The sequence below is a fragment of the Paenalcaligenes sp. DL 309 genome, from assembly GCF_057475285.1.
Window position 1 is genome coordinate 1 of the sequence record NZ_JBYBKW010000009.1, and the last position, 23,346, is coordinate 23,346.

At 45.9% G+C, this 23,346-nt stretch carries 21 protein-coding genes and 1 tRNA gene; 15 read left to right on the forward strand and 7 right to left on the reverse strand.

The window, feature by feature from the left end:
• The coding region (locus AC2UZJ_RS10755; protein ID WP_486950214.1) for an IS3 family transposase at positions 1–122 on the forward strand (122 nt) is incomplete at its 5' end.
• Between the two features lie 56 nt (positions 123–178).
• Here the strand turns inward: AC2UZJ_RS10755 and AC2UZJ_RS10760 are convergent.
• Positions 179–255: transfer RNA gene (locus AC2UZJ_RS10760), tRNA-Met, on the reverse strand.
• Positions 256–351: 96 nt separating this feature from the next.
• On the opposite strand from AC2UZJ_RS10760, the gene scpB reads away from it, so the two are divergent.
• The 8 genes from scpB to typA all read left to right on the forward strand — a co-directional run bounded on the left by scpB (position 352) and on the right by typA (position 10,762).
• Positions 352–927, forward strand: coding sequence for an SMC-Scp complex subunit ScpB (gene scpB / locus AC2UZJ_RS10765; RefSeq protein ID WP_486950156.1), 576 nt, complete (start codon positions 352–354; stop codon positions 925–927).
• 69 nt (positions 928–996) lie between these two features.
• Positions 997–2,514, forward strand: a complete 1,518-nt coding sequence (locus AC2UZJ_RS10770; protein WP_486950157.1) for a pseudouridine synthase — start codon at positions 997–999, stop codon at positions 2,512–2,514.
• A 215-nt stretch (positions 2,515–2,729) separates the two neighbouring features.
• Positions 2,730–3,221, forward strand: a complete 492-nt coding sequence (gene rimP / locus AC2UZJ_RS10775) for a ribosome maturation factor RimP (RefSeq protein WP_486950158.1) — start codon at positions 2,730–2,732, stop codon at positions 3,219–3,221.
• Entirely contained in the window at positions 3,218–4,696 is a 1,479-nt protein-coding gene (nusA, locus tag AC2UZJ_RS10780; protein ID WP_486950159.1) for a transcription termination factor NusA, read from the forward strand. The genes rimP and nusA overlap by 4 nt, the downstream gene beginning before the upstream one ends.
• Positions 4,697–4,777: 81 nt before the next feature.
• Positions 4,778–7,735 (forward strand): translation initiation factor IF-2, encoded by a 2,958-nt coding sequence (gene infB, locus AC2UZJ_RS10785; protein WP_486950160.1) that lies wholly within the window; start codon positions 4,778–4,780, stop codon positions 7,733–7,735.
• A gap of 5 nt (positions 7,736–7,740) precedes the next feature.
• A complete protein-coding gene (rbfA, locus tag AC2UZJ_RS10790) occupies positions 7,741–8,148 on the forward strand; it encodes a 30S ribosome-binding factor RbfA (RefSeq protein WP_486950161.1) in 408 nt (135 codons plus the stop codon).
• A 41-nt stretch (positions 8,149–8,189) separates the two neighbouring features.
• A complete protein-coding gene (gene truB / locus AC2UZJ_RS10795; protein WP_486950162.1) occupies positions 8,190–8,945 on the forward strand; it encodes a tRNA pseudouridine(55) synthase TruB in 756 nt (251 codons plus the stop codon).
• Positions 8,942–10,762, forward strand: coding sequence for a translational GTPase TypA (typA, locus tag AC2UZJ_RS10800; RefSeq protein WP_486950163.1), 1,821 nt, complete (start codon positions 8,942–8,944; stop codon positions 10,760–10,762). The genes truB and typA overlap by 4 nt, the downstream gene beginning before the upstream one ends.
• Before the next feature lie 56 nt (positions 10,763–10,818).
• Here the strand turns inward: typA and AC2UZJ_RS10805 are convergent, their stop codons facing one another.
• From AC2UZJ_RS10805 to AC2UZJ_RS10825, 5 genes are read right to left on the reverse strand one after another with little or no spacing between them, the layout of a single operon-like run.
• Entirely contained in the window at positions 10,819–11,592 is a 774-nt protein-coding gene (locus AC2UZJ_RS10805) for an ABC transporter ATP-binding protein (RefSeq protein ID WP_486950164.1), read from the reverse strand.
• A gap of 19 nt (positions 11,593–11,611) precedes the next feature.
• A complete protein-coding gene (hisM, locus tag AC2UZJ_RS10810) occupies positions 11,612–12,328 on the reverse strand; it encodes a histidine ABC transporter permease HisM (RefSeq protein WP_486950165.1) in 717 nt (238 codons plus the stop codon).
• On the reverse strand, positions 12,325–13,014 hold the full coding sequence (locus AC2UZJ_RS10815; RefSeq protein WP_486950166.1) for an ABC transporter permease: 690 nt from the start codon (positions 13,012–13,014) through the stop codon (positions 12,325–12,327). The genes hisM and AC2UZJ_RS10815 overlap by 4 nt, the downstream gene beginning before the upstream one ends.
• Before the next feature lie 51 nt (positions 13,015–13,065).
• Positions 13,066–13,872, reverse strand: coding sequence for a transporter substrate-binding domain-containing protein (locus AC2UZJ_RS10820; RefSeq protein ID WP_486950167.1), 807 nt, complete (start codon positions 13,870–13,872; stop codon positions 13,066–13,068).
• Positions 13,873–13,878: 6 nt separating this feature from the next.
• Positions 13,879–14,580, reverse strand: a complete 702-nt coding sequence (locus tag AC2UZJ_RS10825) for an LOG family protein (RefSeq protein WP_486950168.1) — start codon at positions 14,578–14,580, stop codon at positions 13,879–13,881.
• Between AC2UZJ_RS10825 and polA the strand changes: the two genes are divergently transcribed.
• On the forward strand, positions 14,579–17,335 hold the full coding sequence (gene polA / locus AC2UZJ_RS10830) for a DNA polymerase I (RefSeq protein ID WP_486950169.1): 2,757 nt from the start codon (positions 14,579–14,581) through the stop codon (positions 17,333–17,335). The genes AC2UZJ_RS10825 and polA overlap by 2 nt on opposite strands.
• A 25-nt stretch (positions 17,336–17,360) precedes the next feature.
• On the opposite strand, the gene htpX is transcribed toward polA, so the two are convergent.
• Positions 17,361–18,239: a protease HtpX gene (htpX, locus tag AC2UZJ_RS10835; protein ID WP_486950170.1), complete on the reverse strand. Its 879-nt coding sequence runs from the start codon at positions 18,237–18,239 to the stop codon at positions 17,361–17,363.
• Positions 18,240–18,294: 55 nt separating this feature from the next.
• Between htpX and AC2UZJ_RS10840 the strand changes: the two genes are divergently transcribed.
• The 5 genes from AC2UZJ_RS10840 to dxs all read left to right on the forward strand — a co-directional run bounded on the left by AC2UZJ_RS10840 (position 18,295) and on the right by dxs (position 23,240).
• Positions 18,295–19,176: a DMT family transporter gene (locus AC2UZJ_RS10840; RefSeq protein ID WP_486950171.1), complete on the forward strand. Its 882-nt coding sequence runs from the start codon at positions 18,295–18,297 to the stop codon at positions 19,174–19,176.
• A gap of 30 nt (positions 19,177–19,206) precedes the next feature.
• The gene (locus AC2UZJ_RS10845; RefSeq protein WP_486950172.1) at positions 19,207–20,076 is read left to right on the forward strand and encodes a sulfurtransferase; all 870 of its coding nucleotides are present in this window, start codon (positions 19,207–19,209) and stop codon (positions 20,074–20,076) included.
• A gap of 72 nt (positions 20,077–20,148) precedes the next feature.
• On the forward strand, positions 20,149–20,397 hold the full coding sequence (locus AC2UZJ_RS10850) for an exodeoxyribonuclease VII small subunit (protein ID WP_486950173.1): 249 nt from the start codon (positions 20,149–20,151) through the stop codon (positions 20,395–20,397).
• A gap of 6 nt (positions 20,398–20,403) precedes the next feature.
• Entirely contained in the window at positions 20,404–21,312 is a 909-nt protein-coding gene (locus AC2UZJ_RS10855; RefSeq protein ID WP_486950174.1) for a polyprenyl synthetase family protein, read from the forward strand.
• A gap of 62 nt (positions 21,313–21,374) precedes the next feature.
• Complete coding sequence (gene dxs / locus AC2UZJ_RS10860) at positions 21,375–23,240, forward strand: 1-deoxy-D-xylulose-5-phosphate synthase (RefSeq protein WP_486950175.1); 1,866 nt, start codon at positions 21,375–21,377, stop codon at positions 23,238–23,240.
• The last annotated feature ends 106 nt before the right edge of the window (positions 23,241–23,346 follow it).

Sequence of the window (23,346 nt, forward strand, 5' to 3'; positions counted from 1 at the left end):
TAGAGCAGCTTAAAAAAGCAATTGATGAGTATATTTACTATTACAATCACGAACGGATTAAACTAAAACTAAAAGGACTGAGTCCGGTGCAATACCGAATTCAGTCCTTAACTACCCAGTAAATTAAACCGTTCAACTATTGGGGGTCAGTTCAATTACTATTCGAGGCTTTTAAATTTGGTTGCGGGAGCTGGATTTGAACCAACGACCTTCGGGTTATGAGCCCGACGAGCTACCATGCTGCTCCATCCCGCGTCAGAAAGGTTATAATAGGCTATATGAAAAGAAAATGCAAGGCATATATCAAAAGATGCTTAAAAATCACTGAAAATGCTTGGGGTGCTGGCCAAAATGAATGAAAATGAGTTACAACATACTTTAGAGGCTTTACTGTTGTGTGCAGATCGGCCGTTGTCTATACAACAATTACGCAAAGCTTTTGCCCCAACTGAGTTAACTACAGATATAATAAAGCATCATTTAGCCGTTTTGGCGCAAAGTTGGCACGATCGGGGTTTAGAGCTAGTGGAGCTTGCCGATGGCTGGCGCTTCCAGAGTCGCCCTCACTTGCAGCCTTATTTGTTACGCTTGCAAAGCGAAAAGCCAACACGCTATTCTAGAGCCACATTAGAGACACTAGCCATCATAGCTTGGCGTCAGCCTGTTACTCGTGGCGATATCGAAGACATACGCGGAGTCAGCGTATCTACTCAAATTATACGTACCTTAGAAGATCGTGGCTGGATTGAAACCCTAGGTTATAGAGATGCCCCTGGGCGTCCGGCCTTATTAGGTACAACAAAAATGTTTTTAGATGATCTTGCCTTGCGCTCTATACAAGATTTACCTGAATTAGATACGCTGCAAGAGCAATATTTAGAGGACTCTCAATTAGCATCCTCTGTCTCACAAAAGCCTACTACTTAAAATGCACCCACCTCACATATAGGTGTGGATATAGCAGAAAAATGTAAAAAATAGGAGTTTCTTAGTCCAATGACTGACAAAAAACAGCCAGCTTCTGATGCGCAGTCGGCGGCTGCACCCACGGCAGCTAAAACCAAAGGGCGTAAATTACGCACTCCATTTAGACGTCGCCGCGGGGATGCCGTACAAAATAATAAAGCGCGCAGATCGCGTGGGCCAGCCCCCTTCATGCCTGTTGCAGAAAACGAAAAACAACAAGCAGCAGTCCAGCCAGAGCGTAGGCCGCATAAAAATGCACGCTCTAGACCTCGTGCAGATCGTCAAAAAGACGATACAGAGTTAGGGCTTTCCTTTTTAGCTAATACAGAGCAAACCTCGCAGCGTTTAGGTCGATTTTTGAGCTCTGATGCGGTTAAGCCTAAGCTCCATAAAGTATTGGCTGATGCCGGAATAGGGTCTAGACGTGATATGGAGGAGTTGATCATATCAGGTCGCGTTTCTGTTAATAGTGAGCCTGCACATATAGGGCAACGTGTGGGCGCTGAGGATGTGGTTCGCGTTAATGGTCGTGTTATTCAGCGTCCTGATGCCGATAGACCTCCTCGTATTATTATTTATCACAAACCAGCGGGTGAAATCGTTAGCCACAATGACCCAGAAGGGCGCGAGACTGTGTTTTCACGATTGCCTAAGATCAGAATGGGTAAGTGGCTTTCAGTAGGGCGTCTAGATTTAAACACGGAAGGCCTACTTATATTTACCAATTCAGGTGATTTAGCAAACCGCTTTATGCATCCTCGGTATGGCGCAGAGCGTGAGTATGCTGTTCGTATACTAGGAGAACTCAGCGCTGAGCAAATGAAGCAGCTAACAGATGGCATTAAGCTGGAAGATGGCATGGCGCAGTTCGGTTCCATTGAGTTTGTAGGTGGCGAGGGGAGTAACCGTTGGTATAGAGTGACTATCAATGAAGGGCGTAACCGTGAGGTGCGTCGTATGATTGAAGCCATGGGGTTAACGGTGAGCCGTTTGATTCGTACTCGTTTTGGTGAGGTCGTACTTCCTAGTAACTTGCGTCGTGGGCGCTGGGAAGAGCTTTCTTCGGAAATGGCCACAGCGTTAATGGTGCGTTTAGGTTTGTTACGTGCTGATGGCTCTGAGGCTAGAGGTCAGCAGCGTGATGGGCGCCGTCGTTCGCAGCAGCCATTGACCCATGACAGTGCTTTGCCTCCGGGTTACAGAGCTTCTGATCGTCCCGCGCGTCGTCCTATGCATAGGGGTGCACCTGCTGCTCATCAGCCTATGTTGGTTGGTGATTCTACAGGTACAGGGCTCTTAGTGAGTGGAGGTTTAGCGAATGGCCATCCCAATGCCGGGCGTGATGAAAGTAGACCTAAACGTGGTAGAAGTGGGGCTCGTAAAAATGTAGGGCCCAATGCTTTGCGTAGACAAGGCGGCGGTGCACGAAAACATGCTGCAAAAAAAACCACACGCGCTAACAATAATCATCGCTCTGAAGATAGACAGCCGGGTGCCGGTGCGCATGAGTCTAAGTTGGCCAGAGTAGGGCGACGTGGTGGCCGTTAGTTGTTAATGTAGACGACATGGCTGGTTTACTGTTAGAATGTAGTGCTTAGTACGGTATATAAACGTATTATTATAAGTTTATACTTTATAAGTAAGTGTGGTATGCCGTTAGCTCTGAGGGCATCGTTTAGCAATGAACTGGTCAGTGTTGTTATATATAGCACCATTGATACAGTAGCAGTGGGCTGGCATACAGCCCATTTTTTTTGGATTTTATGACAGATATTTTCGCATTAACTCAAGAAACTCTTTTAGGCACAGATATCGAACTTGTCGATGTGGAACGTGCGCCTAAAGGGTTGTTGCGGGTTGTTATTGACTATCCCGGTGGTGTTACTATTGATCACTGTGAGCAAGTCTCTAAACAGCTATCTCGTGTCTTCGAAGTCGAAGACATTGACTATAATCGCCTCGAAGTTGCCTCTCCCGGTGTGGATCGCCCTTTGAAGCGATTAGCCGATTTTGTACGTTTCAGTGGCTCGCGCATTGAATTGCGCTTATATGAGCCAATAGAAAACCAAAAGGTATTTAGAGGGCTTTTATATGCGCCAGAAAATATGCAGCCCGAAGAGGCTACCGTAGATACTGAGTTCGTGTTAGAGCTAGAACAGCCATCGGGACAGGTACAGGACTTAACATTCACATTTGAAGATGTGGACCGTGCCAAATTAGATCCCATTCTTGATTTCAAGGGTAGAAAGCGATGAGTCGCGAAATTCTTTTGCTAGTCGATGCACTGGCGCGTGAAAAAGGCGTAGAGCCAGATGTCGTATTCGGAGCCCTAGAAGGGGCCTTAGCGTCCGCTATGAAAAGGCGCTTTGAGGAAGATGTGGATATTCGGGTTGAAATAGACCGCACTACAGGCGAATACGAAAGTTTTCGTCGTTGGGTAGTGGTAGCCGATGAAGAAGGCTTACAAGAGCCTGATAAACAAGAAATGTATTCCGATGCGCTAGAGTATGCTCCCGATATTGAAGTGGGTGATTACATGGAAGAGCCATTAGAATCCATCGAGTTTGGTCGTATTGGGGCTCAAACCGCTAAACAAGCTATCTTACAACGCATCCGTGACGCTGAGCGCGAGCAGGTGTTAAATGATTTCTTAGATCGTGGTGAGACCATCGTATCGGGTACGGTAAAACGTATAGATAGAGGGGACGCCATCATTGAAATGGGTAAAATTGAAGCCCGTTTACCGCGTAGTGAAATGATCCCCAAAGAAAATATCCGTATGGGTGATCGTGTACGAGCATGGGTACAAAAAGTTGATAGATCCGCTCGTGGCCAACAGGTGTTTTTATCGCGCACTGCTCCGGAATTCATTAAAGAATTGTTTGAAAATGAGGTGCCTGAAATAGAGCAAGGCCTATTAGAGATTAAGGCTGCTGCTCGTGATGCGGGTGCCAGAGCAAAAATAGCCGTTATTGCCTATGATCAACGCATCGACCCTATAGGTACTTGTGTAGGGATGCGGGGCTCACGGGTTACCGCTGTACGTAATGAGTTAGGTGGTGAGCAAGTTGATATCGTGTTGTGGTCTGAGGATGCGGCTGAATTTGTGATTGGTGCGCTAGCACCAGCGCATGTGCAGTCTATATTAGTTGATGAAGACAAACACGCGATGGATGTAGTAGTAGATGAAGAAAATCTACCTAAAGCCATTGGTTCTAGAGGTCAAAATGTGCGTCTAGCCTCCGAGCTCACGGGTTGGCAGATTAACATCATGACTCCAGAGCAAAACCAAGATCGTCAAGCCGAAGAGCGTCAAGCCTTATCTGATCTGTTTGTACAGCGTTTAGATGTAGGTGAAGATGTGGCTGATTTATTGATAGACGAAGGGTTTACCGGTCTAGAAGAAGTTGCCTATGTGCCGTTGCAAGAGTTGTTAGACATTGAGGCCTTTGACGAAGACTTAGTAAATGAGCTACGTACCCGAGCTCGTAATGCGTTGCTATCGGAAGCCATAGCTAAAGACAAGCTCGTACAATCTGTAGCACAAGATCTACAAGAAATAGAAGGCATGACCCCCGATATCTTAGCTGCCTTGGCGGCACAAGACATTGTCACCTTAGACGATTTGGCTGAATTGGCCACGGATGAGTTGGCAGAAATGGTTGGGTTAAATAGCGAAGAGGCGAGCGCAATGATTATGCGTGCCCGAGCCCATTGGTTCGATGAATAAGCCGCTATTGCGCCGTCGCTGCGCGTATGTGCGGCGACCGGGGTCATATTTATTAGAATAAGTCGTTAAAGAGAGAGTCGAATGCCTAGTAACACAGTTGAAAAGTACGCCCAAGAATTACAAAGCTCCCCTGAGTCCGTTCTTGAACAGTTGCAGAGTGCAGGGGTTCAGGTCAAGTCTATTAAAGACACGATTACGGACGCAGATAAAAATAAATTGATGGAAGCTGTTCGAGGGGATAAAATCACCTTAACGCGCAGAAAAACGTCTGAAATTCGTCAGGCGGATAGTTCAGGGCGCTCCCGCACAATTCCGGTTGAAACGGTTAGGCGTCGCACTTATGTGAAGCGTGATACGGCTGAGTTATTGGCAGAGGCTGAAAAAGCACAGGCAGAACAAGCCGCAGTGAAAAAAGCGGTTAAGTCTGCACCTAAAGACTCAGACAAACCGGCCGTTGCTACTAAAGCAATTAAAACAGCTAAAGCAGCAGAGAAACCAACCGAGCCTGTAGTAGAAAAACCAAAGGCTGAACCAGTTCCTGCTCCTAAACCAACACCAACACCGGCAGCTCAAAAGACTGAGTCTGTAGGTGCCGATCAAACAAAGCAGTCTGCTACTCATACCGAGAAGGCTAAAAACCAGCCTGAGAAATCGGCTCCAGCTAAGCAGACTACCGTTAACAAACAGCCTGATTCTGTAGAAAAGGCTGATGAGGTAAAGCCTGCCGTGGCAGAACAGATGAAAAAACAGGATAACGTGGTAGACGAGAAAAAAACCGCCAAAAAAACAAGCCCTGCGCGCACTGAGCCGCCTGCTAAAGGTCGTGCCGCCGCATCAACTAAACCCCGCCCTGCAGCAAAAACGCCTGCAGTGGCCACTAAAACTTCGGATCGCCATCCCACCTCTGAGGCTGCGGATAATCCAGAAGCCGAATTAGAGCGTGCGCGTGCGCGCAAAGCTGCTGCTGCTGAAGCTGCAGCTATTAGTGAAATGCTTAGCCGTCCGCGTAAAGTGTTACGCGCAGCAGAGCCAGAAAAGGCCGCTAAGAAAGCCACTAAAGCCGCTTCTAAGAAAGCGACCAAATCGGCAGATTCTAAAAAAGCAGCTGTCAAGACTACTGACAGTAGCCGAGAAGGTCGTCGTAAGACGTCTAAAGCGGATGTAGCCTCCGCAGGCAGCACTAAAGACGCATGGCGCGCTCCTGCACGAGGTGGCCGTCGCGGTCGTCGTGGTAGAGATGAGGATCAGCGTCAACAGCAACAGCAGCCGCCTCAGCAGCCCGAGTTTATTGCACGTGAAATCCCCGTGCCTGAAACCATAACCGTTGCAGACTTAGCTCATAAAATGGCGATTAAGGCCACTGAAGTGATTAAACATTTAATGCAACTAGGTCAAATGGTGACGATTAACCAAGTGTTAGATCAAGACACCGCCATGATTCTCGTGGAAGAGATGGGACATATTGCAGTAGCTGCTAAGCTAGACGATCCCGAATCATTCCTAGAGGATGTGTTTGTGGGTGAAATCGAAGAGGCACCACGCTGTCCTGTAGTAACGGTAATGGGTCATGTTGATCACGGTAAAACCTCATTACTTGACTACATTCGTCGCGCTAAAATCGCCGATGGTGAAGCCGGTGGCATTACCCAACACATTGGTGCTTATAACGTCAAATCAGAGCGTGGTAATATCACTTTCTTAGACACACCTGGTCACGAAGCGTTTACAGCCATGCGTGCACGTGGAACTAAATCCACAGACGTAGTCATTTTAGTTGTAGCTTCTGATGATGGTGTGATGCCTCAAACACGTGAAGCCATTCACCACGCTAAGGCTGCGGAGGTTCCTCTAGTGGTTGCGATCACCAAGATGGATAAGCCTGAAGCCAATCTAGATCGTGTAAAGCAAGAGCTAGTCGCTGAGTCTGTCATTCCAGAAGAGTATGGGGGTGACGTGCCATTTGTTGGCGTTTCAGCACGCACCGGTGAAGGCATTGATGATTTACTTGAGCATGTGTTGCTACAGTCTGAAATGCTAGAGTTGTCGGCTGCCGTAAACACACCTGCACGTGGTACGGTTATTGAAGCACGCTTAGACCGGGGTCGTGGCCCAGTGGCCACTGTGCTGGTACAAAGTGGTACTTTAAACCGTGGTGATACGGTCTTAGTGGGTGCGAGTTTTGGTCGAGTGCGTGCAATGACAAACGAGCTAGGCAAAAACTTAGCCAAAGCCGGCCCGTCCACACCTGTAGAAATTCAAGGTCTAACAGAAGTCCCTGCAGCAGGTGATGAGCTTGTAGCGATGGCTGATGAGCGTAAAGCACGTGAAATCGCCCTTTACCGCCAAGGTAAGTTCCGCGATGTTAAATTAGCACGTCAGCAAGCTGCACGCTTAGAATCCTTGTTTGAAGATGCCAGTAGTGAAGCTAAGGTCTTGTCTTTAATTATTAAGACGGATGTACAAGGTTCACAAGAAGCATTGGTGTCTTCTTTACTACAATTAGCTACAGACGAGGTGAAAGTTCAAGTCGTTCATGCTGCCGTAGGCGGTATTTCTGAAAGTGACGTTAACCTAGCTATTGCATCGAATGCAGTTGTTATAGGTTTTAATGTGCGCGCCGAAGCCACTGCTCGTAAGCAAGCGGAAATTAACGGTATTGATATCCGTTATTACAACGTGATTTACGACGCCGTAGATGAAGTCAAAGCAGCTTTATCTGGCATGCTCACACCCGAGCAGCGTGAAGAAATTATTGGTATGGTTGAGGTTCGTGAGGTCTACCATATTTCGCGCATCGGTAAAGTGGCAGGTTGTATGGTTACAGAAGGCGTGGTTAAACGCGATTCGCAAGTTCGTCTGTTACGAGATAATGTGGTTATCTGGACAGGGTACTTAGACTCTTTACGCCGCTTTAAAGATGATGTACGTGAAGTACGTCAAGGCTTTGATTGTGGTATTACTTTACGTGGCAATAATGATATTGAAGAGGGCGATCAGCTCGAGATCTTCGAAATCAAAGAAATTGCGCGTACTTTATAATTTTTATGGCAAGACGTAAAAATAAACCTGTAAGCGGGCGTAATGTCCGCTTAGCTGACCAAATCCAAAAAGATTTGGCTGAGCTCATACAGCGTGAAATAGATGTATCTACAGCAGGTCTAATCACCCTTACCGGTGTAGACCTGTCTGCAGATTATGCCCACGCTAAAGTCCATTTTACTGTCTTAGGCGCAGAGCCTGAGGTAGCAACGGAAATTCTTAATGCCAAAGCAGGCTGGTTGTATTCGCAATTGTTTAAGGTATTGCACATACATACCGTACCCACTTTGCGCTTCTTTTATGATGACCACGTAGTACGTGGCATGGCGATGAATAAGCTGATCGAAGAGGCAAACCGCCCTTATCACGAGAAAGCTGCACTTGAGCCCGATGATCCAGACGAGCAGTCCTAGTTGGCTGCTATCATCTGTAGAACTTTTTAGGAATATTGATTATGGCAAGCCGACGACAACGGGGGCGCTTGTTGGACGGTGTATTGCTGTTAGATAAGCCCGCCGGACTCTCTAGTAATCACGCATTACAGCGTGCAAAACGTGCTATGGACGCCCGTAAAGCAGGACATACAGGCACCTTAGATCCTTTTGCTACCGGGCTTCTGGTGTGTTGTTTTGGTAAAGCCACCAAAATTTCAAATCTCTTACTTGACGCAGATAAGGCCTATGAGGCCACTCTACAGCTAGGCGTAGAAACCGATGCCGGTGATTTAACCGGTGAGGTAGTAGCTAGAGCTGAAAATTTTACCGGCGTTACCGAAGCAGAAGTGCAGACAGTATTGCCTAAGTTTAGAGGAGATATACAGCAAATCCCTCCTATGCATTCAGCTTTGAAGCGTGATGGTAAACCGTTGTATGAATATGCGCGTCAAGGTATTGTTTTAGAGCGCCCACCACGTGATGTCACTATTCATCAACTCGATTTAATTGAATTTACTCCTACTGAGTTACGTATATTTGTAAAGAGTAGTAAAGGCACATATATACGTACCTTAGCCCAAGACATAGGGCGAGCCTTAGGGTGTTATGCCCATTTGACGGCATTACGGCGCACTCAAGTAGGGCCCTTTACTTTAAACTCATCTATAGAGCTTGAAGCTTTACAGAACCTGTCTGAGCCGGAACAAACGCTCATCGCGCTGTCAGATCTGCCGGCCGGATTACAGCCAGTCAACCTCAAGAAGGAAGCATTATGACTCGCGCCTTGCGCAATGTGGCAATTATTGCCCACGTAGACCATGGTAAAACCACTTTAGTGGATCAGCTTTTAAAACAATCCGGTACTTTTCGCGCTAATGAGCATGTCTCTGACCGTGTGATGGATTCCGGGGATATTGAAAAAGAACGTGGTATTACAATTTTAGCTAAAAACTGTGCCGCTGAATTTGAAGGTACTCACATCAACATTATTGACACGCCCGGCCACGCTGACTTCGGTGGTGAGGTAGAACGTGTGCTGTCTATGGTTGATGGGGTGTTGCTTTTGGTGGATGCGGTTGAAGGTCCCATGCCTCAAACCCGTTTCGTGACTCGTAAGGCGTTAGAACTAGGTTTACGTCCCATCGTAGTGGTCAACAAAATTGACCGCAATGGTGCCAGACCTGATTATGCCATTAACGAAACCTTTGATCTATTCGATAAATTAGGTGCCACTGACGAGCAGTTGGACTTTCCTATTGTGTATGCCTCTGGTCTTTCTGGTTATGCGGGTGATAACGCCGATATACGTGAAGGCACCATGCGTCCGTTATTTGAAGCCATTTTAGAGCATGTACCACAGCGTGAAGACGATGCCGAAGGGCCTTTGCAGTTGCAAATTTGTTCCTTGGATTACAACTCTTACGTAGGTAAGATTGGCGTAGGCCGTGTCAACCGCGGTAGAGTCAAAGCCGGCCAAGAGGTCGTAGTGAAATTTGGCCCAGAAGGCGAGCAGTTCAAAGGCCGTATTAATCAAGTGCAAACCTTTAAAGGTGTAGATCGCCAAACGGTAGATGAAGCCGTAGCCGGTGATATCGTCTTGATTAATGGTATTGAAGAGATTGGTATTGGTTGCACATTGACTGATCCTAACCACATTGAAGCGCTGCCTTTATTGCGTATTGATGAGCCTACCTTAACCATGAATTTCATTGTTAACTCATCACCTTTAGCTGGACGGGAAGGCAAGTTTATTACCAGTCGTCAAATTCGTGATCGCTTAGACTTAGAGCTGAAATCAAACGTGGCTTTACGAGTCAATGATACCGGCGAAGACACGTCCTTTGAGGTGTGTGGTCGTGGTGAGTTGCACTTAACCATTTTGATTGAAAACATGCGTCGTGAAGGTTATGAGCTAGCAGTGTCTCGTCCACGTGTATTAATACGGGAAGAGAATGGCGTGAAGATGGAGCCTTACGAGTTACTCACCGTAGACGTAGAAGATAGCCATCAGGGTGGCATTATGGAAGAGCTAGGTCGTCGTCGTGGCGATTTACTCGATATGCAGCCGGATGGTAAAGGTCGCACACGTTTAGAGTACCGTATTCCTGCGCGTGGTTTGATTGGTTTCCAAAGTGAATTCATGACGCTTACACGCGGTACGGGGTTAATGAGCCATATTTATGACGAGTACCGTCCCATGCGTGAAGGCATGGTAGGTGAGCGCCGTAATGGAGTGCTAATTAGTCAAGATGATGGGGAGGCGGTGGCGTATTCCATCTGGAAGCTGCAAGAGCGTGGCCGCATGTTTGTTAAGCCTAATGATCCAGTTTATGAAGGTATGATCATTGGTATTCATAGCCGTGATACGGATTTAATTGTTAATCCTATCCGAGAAAAGAAAATGACTAACGTACGTGCTTCAGGTAAGGATGAGCACATTGATTTAGTGCCGCCGGTACGTTTAACTTTAGAGTACGCCATTGATTTTATTGCCGATGATGAATTAGTAGAAATCACTCCTAAGTCTATTCGTCTACGCAAGCGTTATCTTAAAGAGCACGAGCGCCGTAAGCAGTCACGTAGTGATAATTAATTAATCGTATCGTGTGATAAAAAAAGCCTGCAAATTTGCAGGCTTTTTTTATCTACTTATTTTAAATTACCAGATAAAAATTGCTGCAACCGCAGGCTTTGTGGGTTATCTAAGACTTCGGCAGGAGCGCCTTGCTCTTCAATAATACCTTGATGCAAAAACACCACCTCAGAGCTTAGGTTACGCGCAAATCCCATTTCATGGGTTACTACTAACATGGTGCGGCCTTCTTCGGCTAGCTGTTGCATCACCCGTAGCACATCGCCTACTAGCTCCGGGTCTAAGGCTGAGGTGGGCTCGTCAAATAGCATGACTTCTGGCTCCATGGCCAAGGCTCGGGCAATGGCTACTCGTTGTTGCTGGCCCCCTGATAAGTGCGTGGGATACTGTTTATAAGACTTTAGAGGTAGCCCCACTTTTTCTAAGTAATATTCAGCACGTTCTTGGGCTTCTTTACGGTTAATTTTCAATACATGAACAGGGGCTTCCATCACATTCGCGAGCACTGTCATATGCCCCCATAAATTGAAGTGCTGAAACACCATAGCTAAACGAGTACGCATGGCGCGTAAAGTTTGCAAGTCTGATATTTTGGCTTTGCCTGTGGCGTCTGCAATAGCTTCAACTATGAGTTCATCCACTTGGATTTTGCCTTGATTAGGCAGCTCTAGAAAGTTAATGCAGCGTAAAAAGGTGCTTTTTCCTGAGCCACTAGAACCAATAATAGAAATTACATCCCCTCTATTAGCCACTAATGACACGCCTTTAAGAACGTGATGATCATCATAACTTTTATGGATGTTTTGTACAGAAAGTTTTGGCGTAGACATAATAGAGGAAGAGGGGAGGTTAATGAGTTTTCTTAGGTTGCAAAGGCGTTAGTAGTCGCGCCTCAAGCAAGCGGCAACTACCCACAAAAACAAAAGAAATAGCTAAATAAATTAACGCGGCAATGCCATAAGAAGCAAAGGTTTCATAGGTGGCTGAATTCGCATCGCGTGCTACTTTTAAGATGTCTGGCACCGTGGCAGTAAACGCTAAAGAGGTGGCGTGCAGCATGAGTATCACCTCATTACTGTATGCGGGTAAAGAACGCCTGAGTGCTGAAGGGATAATAATACGCCTATACATCGTTGCTTTACTCATGCCATAAGCGCGTGCCGCTTCAATGTCACCAATAGGTGTTTGGCGAATAGCACCGGCAAAAATCTCCGTCGTGTAAGCTACATTATTTAACACTAAGGCCAGCACCATACAGTTAAAGCCACTTTGAAAAAAAGCGGCTAGAGCAGGTGTGTCTTTAATAATTTCTAAGCTGTATAAACCCGTATAAATAAAGAGAATTTGTACATATAAGGGCGTACCTCTAAACACATAGGTAAAAAACCAAATGGGCTTTGCAACGTAAAAGCGCGCTGAATTACGGCCAATCGCCATAAATAAAGAAATAACAAAACCAAAGGCTAAAGATACAGCCAATAACCAGAGCGTAACCGCTAGTCCTGAAAGATGACCGTTACTCGTGTATAAATAGGCACGCCAAAACTCTTCTAGTACGGTATTCATAACTCAGCCTGCCTTACGCCCACTGAATAGCGTTTTTCTAATAAGTATAAGATTCCATTAGAAACCGTGGTTAAGAGCAGATAAATCAACCCCGTAATGCTAATGAATAAAAACACTTTAAACGTGACGTTGCCTGCATTTTGTGCCACCTTAACTAAATCATTGAGACCAATTAAAGACACCAAAGCCGTGGCTTTCAATAATACTTGCCAGTTATTACCGAGTCCGGGCAGAGCGTGGCGCATCATTTGTGGAAATTGGATACGGCTAAACACTTGCCATGGGGTAAATCCATATGACACGGCAGCTTCAGCTTGACCGCTAGGCACTGCCATAAAGGCACCACGGAAGGTTTCCGTAAAGTAGGCGCCATAGATAAAGCCTAAGGTGAGCACACCCGCTGAAAAAGGCTCTATGTCTATATACGGTAAATGCAAAGCATCGGTCAGCTCATTAAGATAGATTTGCATACTGAAAAAAAGCAGCAGCAGCAAGACCAGATCAGGAATACCACGAATTAAAGTGGTATAAGTGGCAGCCAGCATACGCGCTAAGGTGTTTTTAGACAGTTTAGCTGTAGCTGCAATTAAGCCCAGTACTACCGCTACAATCAGCGATAGTACGGCTAGCTTAATGGTTTCCCAGGTACCCGCTAAAAGTTGCGGGCCATAACCCATTAAAAACATGAATGTACGCTCTAGTGACGAGTTTTATAAACAAAGCATGATTATACGGGCTTAATTGCCAGAAGGAAGCTCAATGGTGTTGGGCTCGAAATATTTCTCGCTAAAAGCGGCAATAGTCCCATCGGCCAACATCGCTTTAATGGCTTCATCTACAGCAGCTTTTAGCTTTTTATTGCCTTTACGTATACCAATGGCAATGGGCTCATTAAGAATGGCGCTGTCTTTTACTGTTTCACCTGTGAGATGAAAGTCTTTGCCTTCGGGCTTATTTAAAAAACCATCTACGGCATTAGGCGCTTCTTGGAATGAAGCATCAATGCGGCCAGAGGCTAAATCGGTAAACGCATTGGTGTAACTTGGATAAGTGATGATAGTTACGCCTTTAGGTGCCCACTCTTTGCGTGCATAGGCTTCCATGGTGGTGCCCTGTTGCACGCCCACACGTAAGCCTTTAAGTGATTCTACAGTAGGTTCTAGGTTCTTATCTTTAGGTGCCACTAACCGTGAGGCCACCACATACATAGGAGTGCTGAAATCAATGACTTTACGGCGAGCATCCGTAGCAGTCATGGTGGAGTTAGCTAAGTCAAACTTGCGGGCCTGCAAGCCGGGTATGAGACTATCAAATGATTGATCTACCCACACACATTTGGCCTCAAGCCGATTACAGATTTCATTGCCAATATCAATATTGAAGCCTTGAAGCTCACCGCTGGGGGCAATATATTCAAAAGGCGCATAACCCGCTTCAGTGGCTATACGGATTTCTTTAAAAGCAGCCGTTTGCGCTAAAGCAAAAGGCAAGCTAGCACTAGCAAATAGCGCTATGGCCGCTGATTTAATTAGGAGTTTTTTCATTAGAAATCAATCCTCAGTATAAGTGGTTTCTTTAGGAATGGCAGGTGCTTTGGATTGCTCAACGGCCAGTGGGCTAAAACAGTCGTTAATTATTTGCATCACTTCTTCTACATCATCAGTGATAGTAATTAAGTTTATGTCATTGGGAGAAATGAATTTATGACTAACTAACTGCTCTTTAATCCAATCAATAAGACCGGTCCAAAACTCAGAGCCCACTAAAATAATAGGGGCAGGTGGGTTTTTACGCGTTTGTACCAAAGTAAGTGCTTCAAAAAACTCGTCTAAGGTACCAAAGCCACCTGGCATGGAAATGTAAGCCGCGCTATGCATAAAAAAGGTGGCTTTTCTAGAATAGAAATATTCAAACTGTAAACTGTGCGTCTGGTATTTGTTGTTCGTGGTTTCACGCGGTAGCTCAATATTTAAGCCCACACTGCGGCCACCGGCCTCAAAAGCGCCTTTATTAGCGGCTTCCATAATACCGGGGCCGCCCCCTGCAATTACCGGGTAGTTCGCTTGTGCTAAGCGTTGCCCAATCTCTTCGGCTAAGTGATAGTATTTATTATCTGGCTTAATACGCGCACTACCAAAAACACTTACGCCCCAGCCAATTTCCTGTAGAGTATCTACAGCAGTCTGTAGCTCTTTGCTGATGGTTGGAATTTGTTCAGAAGCCGGTAAACGTACAATTTTATTATTAGACATGAAAAAAACCTTGTTGCTAGTTGATGGATCCAGTTATTTATATCGCGCCTATTATGCGATGTTTCGCAGTAATTTAATGAATGCGAAAGGTGAACCCACGGGTGCTATGTATGGTGTTATCAATATGTTGCGTAAATTATTGCAAGATGTTGACGCCGATTATATGGCTTGTGTGTTTGATGCCAAGGGGAAAACCTTCAGAGATGAATTGTATACGCAATACAAAGCAAATCGTGAATCTATGCCTGAAGATTTAGCTCAACAACTAGAACCTCTGTATGAAATTATACAGGCAATGGGTTGGCCCTTGTTGTGTGAACCCGGCGTAGAGGCAGATGATATCATTGGAACGCTTGCATTACAGGCCAGCCAGCAAGGTATACATACCATTATTTCTACCGGTGATAAGGATCTAGCCCAACTTGTTAATGAACACACTGAGCTCATAGATACAATGAAAGATGAGCGTCAAGATGAGGCGGGTGTTATAGAAAAATACGGTGTGCGTCCTGATCAAATCATTGATTACCTGATGCTGATGGGTGATAGTTCGGATAATATTCCAGGTGTAGCCAAAGTGGGTCCCAAAACAGCAGAAAGGTGGCTTAACCAATACGGTAGTTTAGAAAATATCATTGCTAATGCCGATCAAATTAAAGGCGTCGCCGGTAATAATCTGCGTGAGTTTATTCCCGAATTTGAGTTAACACGCCAATTAGTCACCATTAAGTTAGATTGTAAGTTGCCTGAGCATATTACCGGCATCACAGACTTAACACCAATCCCCCAAGATAAAGAAAAGTTAAGAGACTACTACAGCAGATATAACTTTAGAACGTGGTTAGCTGAGTTAGATAAAAAAACAGATGTAGATACAGATGCAAGCAAAGAGAAAAAGGCGGAAGTGAAGGCAACGTCTAAGGTTGAGGTGGTTGTTCCTGAGCCGGCAATAGTGGAGCAGATTGACTACCAAACTATCACAACCAAAGCAGATTTAGCGCAGTGGTTAAAGAGAATAGAAACAGCAGAGCGCGTGGCTTTAGATACGGAAACCACTTCCTTAGACCCATTACAGGCGAGTTTAGTGGGGATTTCTTTGTCAGTAAAAGCGGGTGAAGCTTGTTATATTCCTTTGGCTCATACAGGGCCGGATCAAACCACACAACTGGATAAGGCAGAAACTTTAGCCAGCTTAAAGACTTGGTTTGAAAGTACTAAAGCCACAAAAATTTTGCATAATGCCAAATACGACACTCATGTATTAGCGAATGAAGGTATTGCCTTAAAAGGGGTTGCTGAAGACACCATGTTGCAAGCTTATGTGTTGGAGGCCCATCAGCGCGTTAATATGGCGGAAGTCATGGAGCGTTGGTTGGGGATAGAAGGCACCACCTATGAAGCGATTTGTGGCAAAGGCGCCAAGCAAATAGGCTTTGAAGAGGTGGATGTGGCCACAGCCTCACATTATGCTTGTGAAGACGCCGATATGACTTTGCGTTTACACCAGGTATTGCGTCCACAAATAGCAGCTCAAGAGGGCTTAGAGCGTATTTATCAATTGGAATTGCAAACGTCCGTAGTGCTAGGCGTAGTAGAACGCAATGGGGTAGCTATTGATAGTGGTTTATTGCAACAGCAAAGCCAAGCCTTAGGTTTACGTTTGGTGGCGTTGGAGCAGCAAGCCTATGAATTAGCTGGGCAGCCTTTCAACATGAACTCTCCTAAACAAGTGGGTGAAGTGTTATTTGAGAAAATGGGCATCCCACCAGTTCGTAAAACCAAAGGGGGGGCACCATCTACCAGCGAAGACGTATTACAAGAATTGGCCTTAGATTATCCCCTGCCTAAGCTCCTTTTGGAATATCGTGGCATTGCGAAACTGAAATCTACGTATACCGATAAGTTGCCAAAAATGGTAGATAGTAAAACGGGGCGCGTGCATACCCGTTATGCTCAAGCTGCGGTTATTACAGGGCGTTTATCTTCCTCGGATCCCAATTTACAAAATATCCCGATTCGTACGCCTGAGGGAAGACAGGTGCGTGATGCTTTTATTGCCTCTAAAGATAAGATTGTAGCAGCGGATTATTCACAGATTGAGTTGCGTATCATGGCGCATGTCTCGGGTGATAAAAACTTACAAAAAGTTTTTGCTGAAGGGGGCGATGTGCACCGTGCGACGGCAGCAGAAATTTTTCACATTGAGCCGGCTGAAGTCACAGCCGAACAGCGTAATTCAGCTAAGGCGATTAATTTCGGCCTCATTTATGGTATGGGTCAGTACGGTCTAGCTAAAAATCTAGGCATTACGAATGCCGCTGCCAAGTCTTACATAGATCGTTATTTTGTGCGTTATCCTGGTGTAGCGCATTATATGGATAACATTAAAACGCAAGCTAAAGAGCAAGGTTATGTAGAAACGGTATATGGCCGTAGATTGTACTTTCCTCAAATTAAAGGCAGAGGTGCTATGGCGACGCGAGCAGAGCGTGCTGCCATTAATGCCCCTATGCAAGGTACAGCCGCAGATCTTATCAAGAAAGCCATGGTGCTTATTCAAGATTGGCTTGAGGCGCAACAGATGAAAACCTTAATGATTATGCAAGTGCATGATGAGCTGGTGTTTGATGCTCCGGCTGATGAGGTGGATGTGTTAGTGACTAAGCTGCCAGAACTTATGGCATCAGTGGCAGAATTAGATGTGCCACTGATTGCTGAAGTTGGGGTGGGAGATAATTGGGGGCAGGCGCATTAGGTGTGGCGCCTTACCTACTAGCGGCTTAACGGCCTTGTTGCAAGGCGCGAATACGGTCTTCAATGGGTGGGTGCGAGGCAAATAATGCACCTAAAGCGCGCCCGCCCGCAATGCCTGAAGCCTCAAATGATTTGGGTAGGTCACTGGTTTCTACGCCGCCTAAACGCGCTAAGGCGTTAATCATAGGAGTGGGAGAGCCTAAGAGTTTTGCGGCGCCAGCATCGGCGCGGTACTCCCGCCACCTAGAAAACCAGGCCACAATCATAGACGCTAAGATACCGAACACAATTTCGCTCACAATCACCGCCGCATAATAGCCCATGCCTACGCCATCCCGTTCGTTTTTAAGAATGACGCGATCCACCACATAACCCACAATACGGGAGAAAAACACCACGAAGGTGTTTACTACGCCTTGAATTAAGGTAAGTGTGACCATATCACCATTAGCCACGTGAGCTACTTCATGGCCTAATACGGCCATGACTTCTTCTTGGGTCATGGTGTTTAATAAGCCGGTGGATACCGCCACTAAGGCATCGTTTTTAAAAGCACCTGTTGCAAAAGCATTGGGCTCCCCTTCATAAATAGCCACCTCCGGATGACCAATGCCGGCATTATCGGCCAGTTGGTGTACAGTGCTAACTAACCAAGCTTCTTGTTGATTACGAGGGTTTTGAGGGTCTATCACATACGCCCCTGTGCTTCTTTTAGCCATCCATTTACTTATGAAAAGTGAAATGAGCGAGCCTGCAAAGCCAATTACCATGGAGAAAATCAGTAATTGAGGAACATTAATTCCGGAGCCCACTAAGAAACGGTTTACCCCGAGTAAGTTAAGCACAACACTTAGCACCAACATAACAGCAAAGTTAGTCGCTAAAAATAAAAAGATTCGCTTCATGTATAAGTCCTATCGCGTAATATAATGGATTGCTTTGATTATAAGGTAATTTTTCATGCAGTCGTTATGGATGTTGGTGGCTTGTGCCATGTTTGCGCTCATGGGAGCGTCGGTAAAAATAGCCACTGATTTTGAGGCCAATTTACCGCAGATTATTCTTTTTAGAGGTATTCCGTCGGTTATATTGTTGACCTTATGGGCGATGTCCACCGGGCGTCGCCTCAGACCTAAAAGCTGGAAAGCGCACCTGCTTCGCAACGGCTTTGGCGTCACTTCCATGTGGCTAGGCTTTACCGCCTTATCTATATTGCCTTTGCCTACCGCTATTAGTTTAAACTATACCGCTCCTTTATTTATAGGGGGGTGGATGTTGTTTTTTGGTGGGGCTCAGCGTGATCTTATACGAATTACTGCTGTGTTATTAGGGTTTTTAGGGGTATTAGCAATTCTACGTCCTAGCTTGCAGCAAGATCATTTGTTTTACGCAGTACTAGGATTGATGTCAGGTGCCTTTGGTGCTGCTGCCATGATGCAAATTCGTCAATTGGGTCGTTTAGGTGAATCCGAGTGGCGCACTGTGCTTATTTTCTCTAGCGTAGTATGTTTAACAGGCGTTGCCGCATTAAGCGTTTTAGGTTGGCCCCCTTTATCATGGCAAGCCTACTTGGCTCTAGCAGGGGTTGGTTTGAGCGGTTTATTTGGGCAGTTAGCCGTCACTCGGGCGTTTGGTTTGGGCTCAACACTTTTAACGGCTGTTTTACAATACGCCACAATTATTTTTGCCGCTATTATAGGTATTAGCTTCTGGGGAGAGGTTCCAGATGTCACCGCTTTATTAGGAATGGCATTAATTATTATTTCAGGATTGATATCGGCGTGGCGTACTTATAGTGAAGATCGCATTATGCGAGGTAAAGCACCTACGGCTGCCTCCTAAACGCATCATGCAGTAAACAGGAGTAATACTATGTCTGAAGAACGATTATTAATAGGTGTACAAGAGCTACAACAGCAGTTGCAGCAGCCCGATCTGGTGATTTTTGATGTACGCTATGATTTGATGGACCATCGTTTAGGTCGACAGCAATATATGAAAGCGCACATCCCAGGAGCCTATTTTTTGGATAATGAGGCTGAACTGGTGAGTCCTATGACTGGCTTTAATGGCCGTCATCCTTTACCCGATCTCGCACAGTTTAAGCAGCTCATGCTGCAATACGGTCTCCATAAAGAGAGTCGTATAGTCGTGTATGATGCCAGTCAAGGTCATTTGGCTGCCCGCACTTGGTGGCTATTACGTTGGGCGGGTTTTGAACACGTGATGCTCTTAGATGGTGGCTGGCAGGCTTGGTTGGAAGCCAATGGCGTCACCGATAATCATTTATCTTTACCGCCAGTGCCTACGAGTCATGCGGTAGTAGAGGAGGTAACGCCTCGGTTAGCAACGGTGAATGCGGATGAGATTTTAGCTCAGCTAAAAGAAGGGCAGTCAACGCGTTATACCTTAGTAGATGCGCGTTCCGCTGAGCGCTACAGGGGAGAAAAAGAACCCATAGATCCTATTGCCGGTCGTATACCCAGTGCCGTCAATAGACCCACACCACAAAACTTACAAGCAGATGGCCGTTTCAAACCCGCAGCACAATTAAATGCTGATTTTACACAGCTATTAGGAGATGTAGATCCTGAAAATGTGGTGCATTATTGTGGTTCAGGTATGACGGCTTGCCACAATATGTTTGCCATGGAGTTAGCAGGTTTAAGTGGCTCACGTATTTACCCTGGCTCATGGAGTGAGTGGATTGCAGATCCCGCTCGTCCACGTGCAGCGGATTGAAGCAGCAACTTTTGATAATCTTGGCTAAAATGCGCTATTAAGCGTAGATAGTGGATTTATAGAGGGCAATATATGCAAGACAACCAAAAACACGCAGATCTGCCATCGGATTTTGAAGAGGCTTTGGCTGATCTCGAACAGATAGTAGAGCGTATGGAAAGAGGGGACTTGCCCTTAGAGCAGTCGTTGGAGGCGTACCAAAAGGGCGTGAAATTAGCTCAGGTGTGCCAACAGCGCTTAGACCAGGTAGAGCAACAGGTAATGGTATTACAAGGTGAGTTAATGCGCCCCCTTGCAGAGATAGATACCGATCAGGATTAAATAAACATGACAGATGAAACAAAGAATCAACAATGGCTCAAACAACATATTAAGCGAGTTGAAACGTTTATTGATACGCAAATGCCAGTTGATACGGTGCCCACTGCTTTGCATGAGGCCATGCGTTACGCTGTTTTAGGTGGAGGTAAGCGCGTAAGAGCCGCTTTGGTTTATGCGGCAGGTGAAGCCGCAGCGCAGCAAAGTGGCTTAAGCAGCGCACAAGTAAAAGCCTTAGATCATGCGGCAGCAGCCGTAGAGCTTATACATGCTTATTCTTTAGTGCATGATGATTTACCTTGCATGGATGATGATGAGCTGCGTAGAGGGCGTCCTACGGTGCATGTGGCCTATGATGAAGCCACTGCTATGCTTGTGGGTGATGCTTTACAACCCTTAGCTTTTGAGCTTTTAGCTGCTATGCCCATCGCTCCCGCATTAGTGGTGCAAGCGTTGACGGTATTAGCGAAAGCAGCGGGTAGTCAAGGTATGGTAGGGGGGCAGGCCCTAGACTGTGCCAATGTAGATAAAGTACTTTCAGCCGATGAGCTGCGTCAAATGCATAGCCTTAAAACCGGTGCTATGTTGGAAGTTTCAGTGCTGTTAGGTGGCATTGTGGCAGGCGCCAGTTCCGCTAATCGTCAGCATTTATTAGATTATGCAAAAGCCATAGGTCTTGCTTTTCAGGTGGTTGATGATGTGTTGGATGTGACAGCAGACACCATCACTTTAGGTAAAACAGCGGGTAAAGACGCCGCAGACAATAAACCCACGTATGTTTCTATTTTAGGCCTAGAGGCTTCGCAGCAATTACTCGCTGACCTTAAAGCACAGGCCCACCAAGCCTTATTGCCTTTAGGTACGGGTGCGCAATCACTAGCCAAACTGGCTGATTTTATTGTTGATAGAAATCATTAATACAAGTCGCACTTACTAGAAATGCGTCTACAATAGGTCTTATTCGATTAAACACGACTCATATGGCTAATGTATCTTTGCAGCATATTCAATCTCCCCATGATCTTCGTGAGCTTAAACGCGCAGACCTAGATCTGGTCGTTTCTCAGTTGCGTGAATACATATTGCAATCTGTGGCAGCCACAGGAGGGCATTTATCCTCTAACTTGGGCACCATAGAGCTCACCGTTGCTTTGCATTATGTATTTAACACGCCCCACGATCGTATTGTATGGGACGTAGGGCACCAGGCGTATCCTCATAAAGTATTAACTGGACGTCGCGAGCAAATGGCGGGTCTGCGCCAGTATGGCGGTATTTCAGGTTTTCCTAAACGAGCTGAATCGGATTACGATGACTTCGGTACGGCGCATTCATCCACCTCGGTTTCTGCTATTTTAGGTATGGCGGTGGCTTCGCGCAATCAAGGTATTCACAGGCAGCACATCGCGGTGATTGGTGATGGTGCCATGACAGCCGGTATGGTGTTTGAAGCCTTGAATAATGCCGGTGTTACTCCAGACGTAAATATGCTCGTGGTTTTAAATGACAATGACATGTCTATCTCGCCGCCAGTGGGGGCGCTAAATGGGTATTTTGCACGTTTATTGTCTGGCCAGTTTTACGCTAAGGCCAAAAATGTAGGCAAGTCGGTGTTGCAGCATGTGCCGCCTATGCTTGAGTTGGCTCGTCGTTTTGAAGGCCATGCTAAAGGGGTGTTTTCTTCTGCCACCTTGTTTGAAGAGTTTGGTTTTAATTATGTGGGGCCCATTGATGGTCACAACTTAGACGCGTTAATTCCTACTATGGAAAATCTTCGTGAGCTGGGCGGACTACAGTTTTTGCATGTGGTGACTCGCAAGGGGAAAGGGTATCCTCGGGCTGAGGCTGATCCCGTGCTCTATCATGGTCCGGGCAAATTTGATCCCAGCATTGGTATTCAGCCATCTACTGCACCCAGTGCTACCACGTTTACACAGGTATTTGGTAAGTGGCTCTGTGATCAGGCGGCTGCTGATGAAAAACTGATTGGGATCACACCCGCTATGCGCGAAGGCAGTGGCATGGTGGCTTTTGAAAAGCAGTTTCCTAAGCGTTACTTTGATGTGGGCATTGCCGAGCAGCATGCAGTCACTTTTGCCGCAGGCTTAGCTACTGAAGGTTTAAAGCCGGTAGTGGCTATTTACTCAACTTTTTTACAGCGTGCTTATGACCAGCTCATTCATGATGTAGCCTTACAAGATTTAGATGTTACCTTCGCTTTAGATAGAGCGGGCTTAGTTGGTGCCGATGGTGCCACCCATGCTGGTAATTATGATATTGCTTTTTTGCGCTGTGTGCCTAAGATGGTTATTAGCACACCCTCAGATGAAAACGAAACCCGTTTATTATTAAATACTTGTTATCAGCATGTGGGTCCTTCTTCTGTACGCTATCCACGAGGAGCAGGGTGTGGCGCGGCCATCACCTCTGATTTACAAACCGTACCTGTAGGTAAAGGCGTTGTGCGTAGGCAAGGTGAAAAAGTGGCTATCTTAGCCTTCGGTACCTTATTGCAAAATGCGCTATCAGTAGCTGAGTCCTTAAACTTTACGCTAGTAGATATGCGTTTTGTAAAACCTATAGATGTTGAATTGATTGATGAGATGTGTGCGACTCACGAGGCGATTGTTACGCTAGAAGATGGCTGTGTGATGGGTGGGGCAGGCAGTGCAGTACTTGAGCATTTAAGCTATGAAGGTCATACAACCCCTAGTTTATTATTGGGTTATCCTGATGAATATATTGATCATGGTGAGCAAAAACAGCTGCATGCTATGTTGGGCTTAGATAGCGCGGGGATTACAAAAAAAATTCAACAGCGTTTTGCCGCGTTACTAGCTTCTTAACACCGTTCGATCCCTAAATGCCCTTATTATTTAAGGGCATTTTGTGCTTTGAGCTTGAAGTATTCCATAATGGTTATAAATAATTAGCCATTAAAACTATTCAACC

What these genes read in the sequence shown, in the direction of transcription:
- AC2UZJ_RS10845 (WP_486950172.1), top strand. Translation starts at nt 19,207, where the DNA reads ATGTCTGAAGAACGATTATTAATAGGTGTACAAGAGCTACAACAGCAG.
- hisM (WP_486950165.1), bottom strand. Translation starts at nt 12,328, where the DNA reads ATGAATACCGTACTAGAAGAGTTTTGGCGTGCCTATTTATACACGAGT.
- infB (WP_486950160.1), top strand. Translation starts at nt 4,778, where the DNA reads ATGCCTAGTAACACAGTTGAAAAGTACGCCCAAGAATTACAAAGCTCC.
- polA (WP_486950169.1), top strand. Translation starts at nt 14,579, where the DNA reads ATGAAAAAAACCTTGTTGCTAGTTGATGGATCCAGTTATTTATATCGC.
- htpX (WP_486950170.1), bottom strand. Translation starts at nt 18,239, where the DNA reads ATGAAGCGAATCTTTTTATTTTTAGCGACTAACTTTGCTGTTATGTTG.
- nusA (WP_486950159.1), top strand. Translation starts at nt 3,218, where the DNA reads ATGAGTCGCGAAATTCTTTTGCTAGTCGATGCACTGGCGCGTGAAAAA.
- rbfA (WP_486950161.1), top strand. Translation starts at nt 7,741, where the DNA reads ATGGCAAGACGTAAAAATAAACCTGTAAGCGGGCGTAATGTCCGCTTA.
- AC2UZJ_RS10805 (WP_486950164.1), bottom strand. Translation starts at nt 11,592, where the DNA reads ATGTCTACGCCAAAACTTTCTGTACAAAACATCCATAAAAGTTATGAT.
- AC2UZJ_RS10850 (WP_486950173.1), top strand. Translation starts at nt 20,149, where the DNA reads ATGCAAGACAACCAAAAACACGCAGATCTGCCATCGGATTTTGAAGAG.
- AC2UZJ_RS10815 (WP_486950166.1), bottom strand. Translation starts at nt 13,014, where the DNA reads ATGTTTTTAATGGGTTATGGCCCGCAACTTTTAGCGGGTACCTGGGAA.
- AC2UZJ_RS10825 (WP_486950168.1), bottom strand. Translation starts at nt 14,580, where the DNA reads ATGTCTAATAATAAAATTGTACGTTTACCGGCTTCTGAACAAATTCCA.
- truB (WP_486950162.1), top strand. Translation starts at nt 8,190, where the DNA reads ATGGCAAGCCGACGACAACGGGGGCGCTTGTTGGACGGTGTATTGCTG.
- typA (WP_486950163.1), top strand. Translation starts at nt 8,942, where the DNA reads ATGACTCGCGCCTTGCGCAATGTGGCAATTATTGCCCACGTAGACCAT.
- AC2UZJ_RS10840 (WP_486950171.1), top strand. Translation starts at nt 18,295, where the DNA reads ATGCAGTCGTTATGGATGTTGGTGGCTTGTGCCATGTTTGCGCTCATG.
- AC2UZJ_RS10820 (WP_486950167.1), bottom strand. Translation starts at nt 13,872, where the DNA reads ATGAAAAAACTCCTAATTAAATCAGCGGCCATAGCGCTATTTGCTAGT.
- rimP (WP_486950158.1), top strand. Translation starts at nt 2,730, where the DNA reads ATGACAGATATTTTCGCATTAACTCAAGAAACTCTTTTAGGCACAGAT.
- dxs (WP_486950175.1), top strand. Translation starts at nt 21,375, where the DNA reads ATGGCTAATGTATCTTTGCAGCATATTCAATCTCCCCATGATCTTCGT.
- scpB (WP_486950156.1), top strand. Translation starts at nt 352, where the DNA reads ATGAATGAAAATGAGTTACAACATACTTTAGAGGCTTTACTGTTGTGT.
- AC2UZJ_RS10770 (WP_486950157.1), top strand. Translation starts at nt 997, where the DNA reads ATGACTGACAAAAAACAGCCAGCTTCTGATGCGCAGTCGGCGGCTGCA.
- AC2UZJ_RS10855 (WP_486950174.1), top strand. Translation starts at nt 20,404, where the DNA reads ATGACAGATGAAACAAAGAATCAACAATGGCTCAAACAACATATTAAG.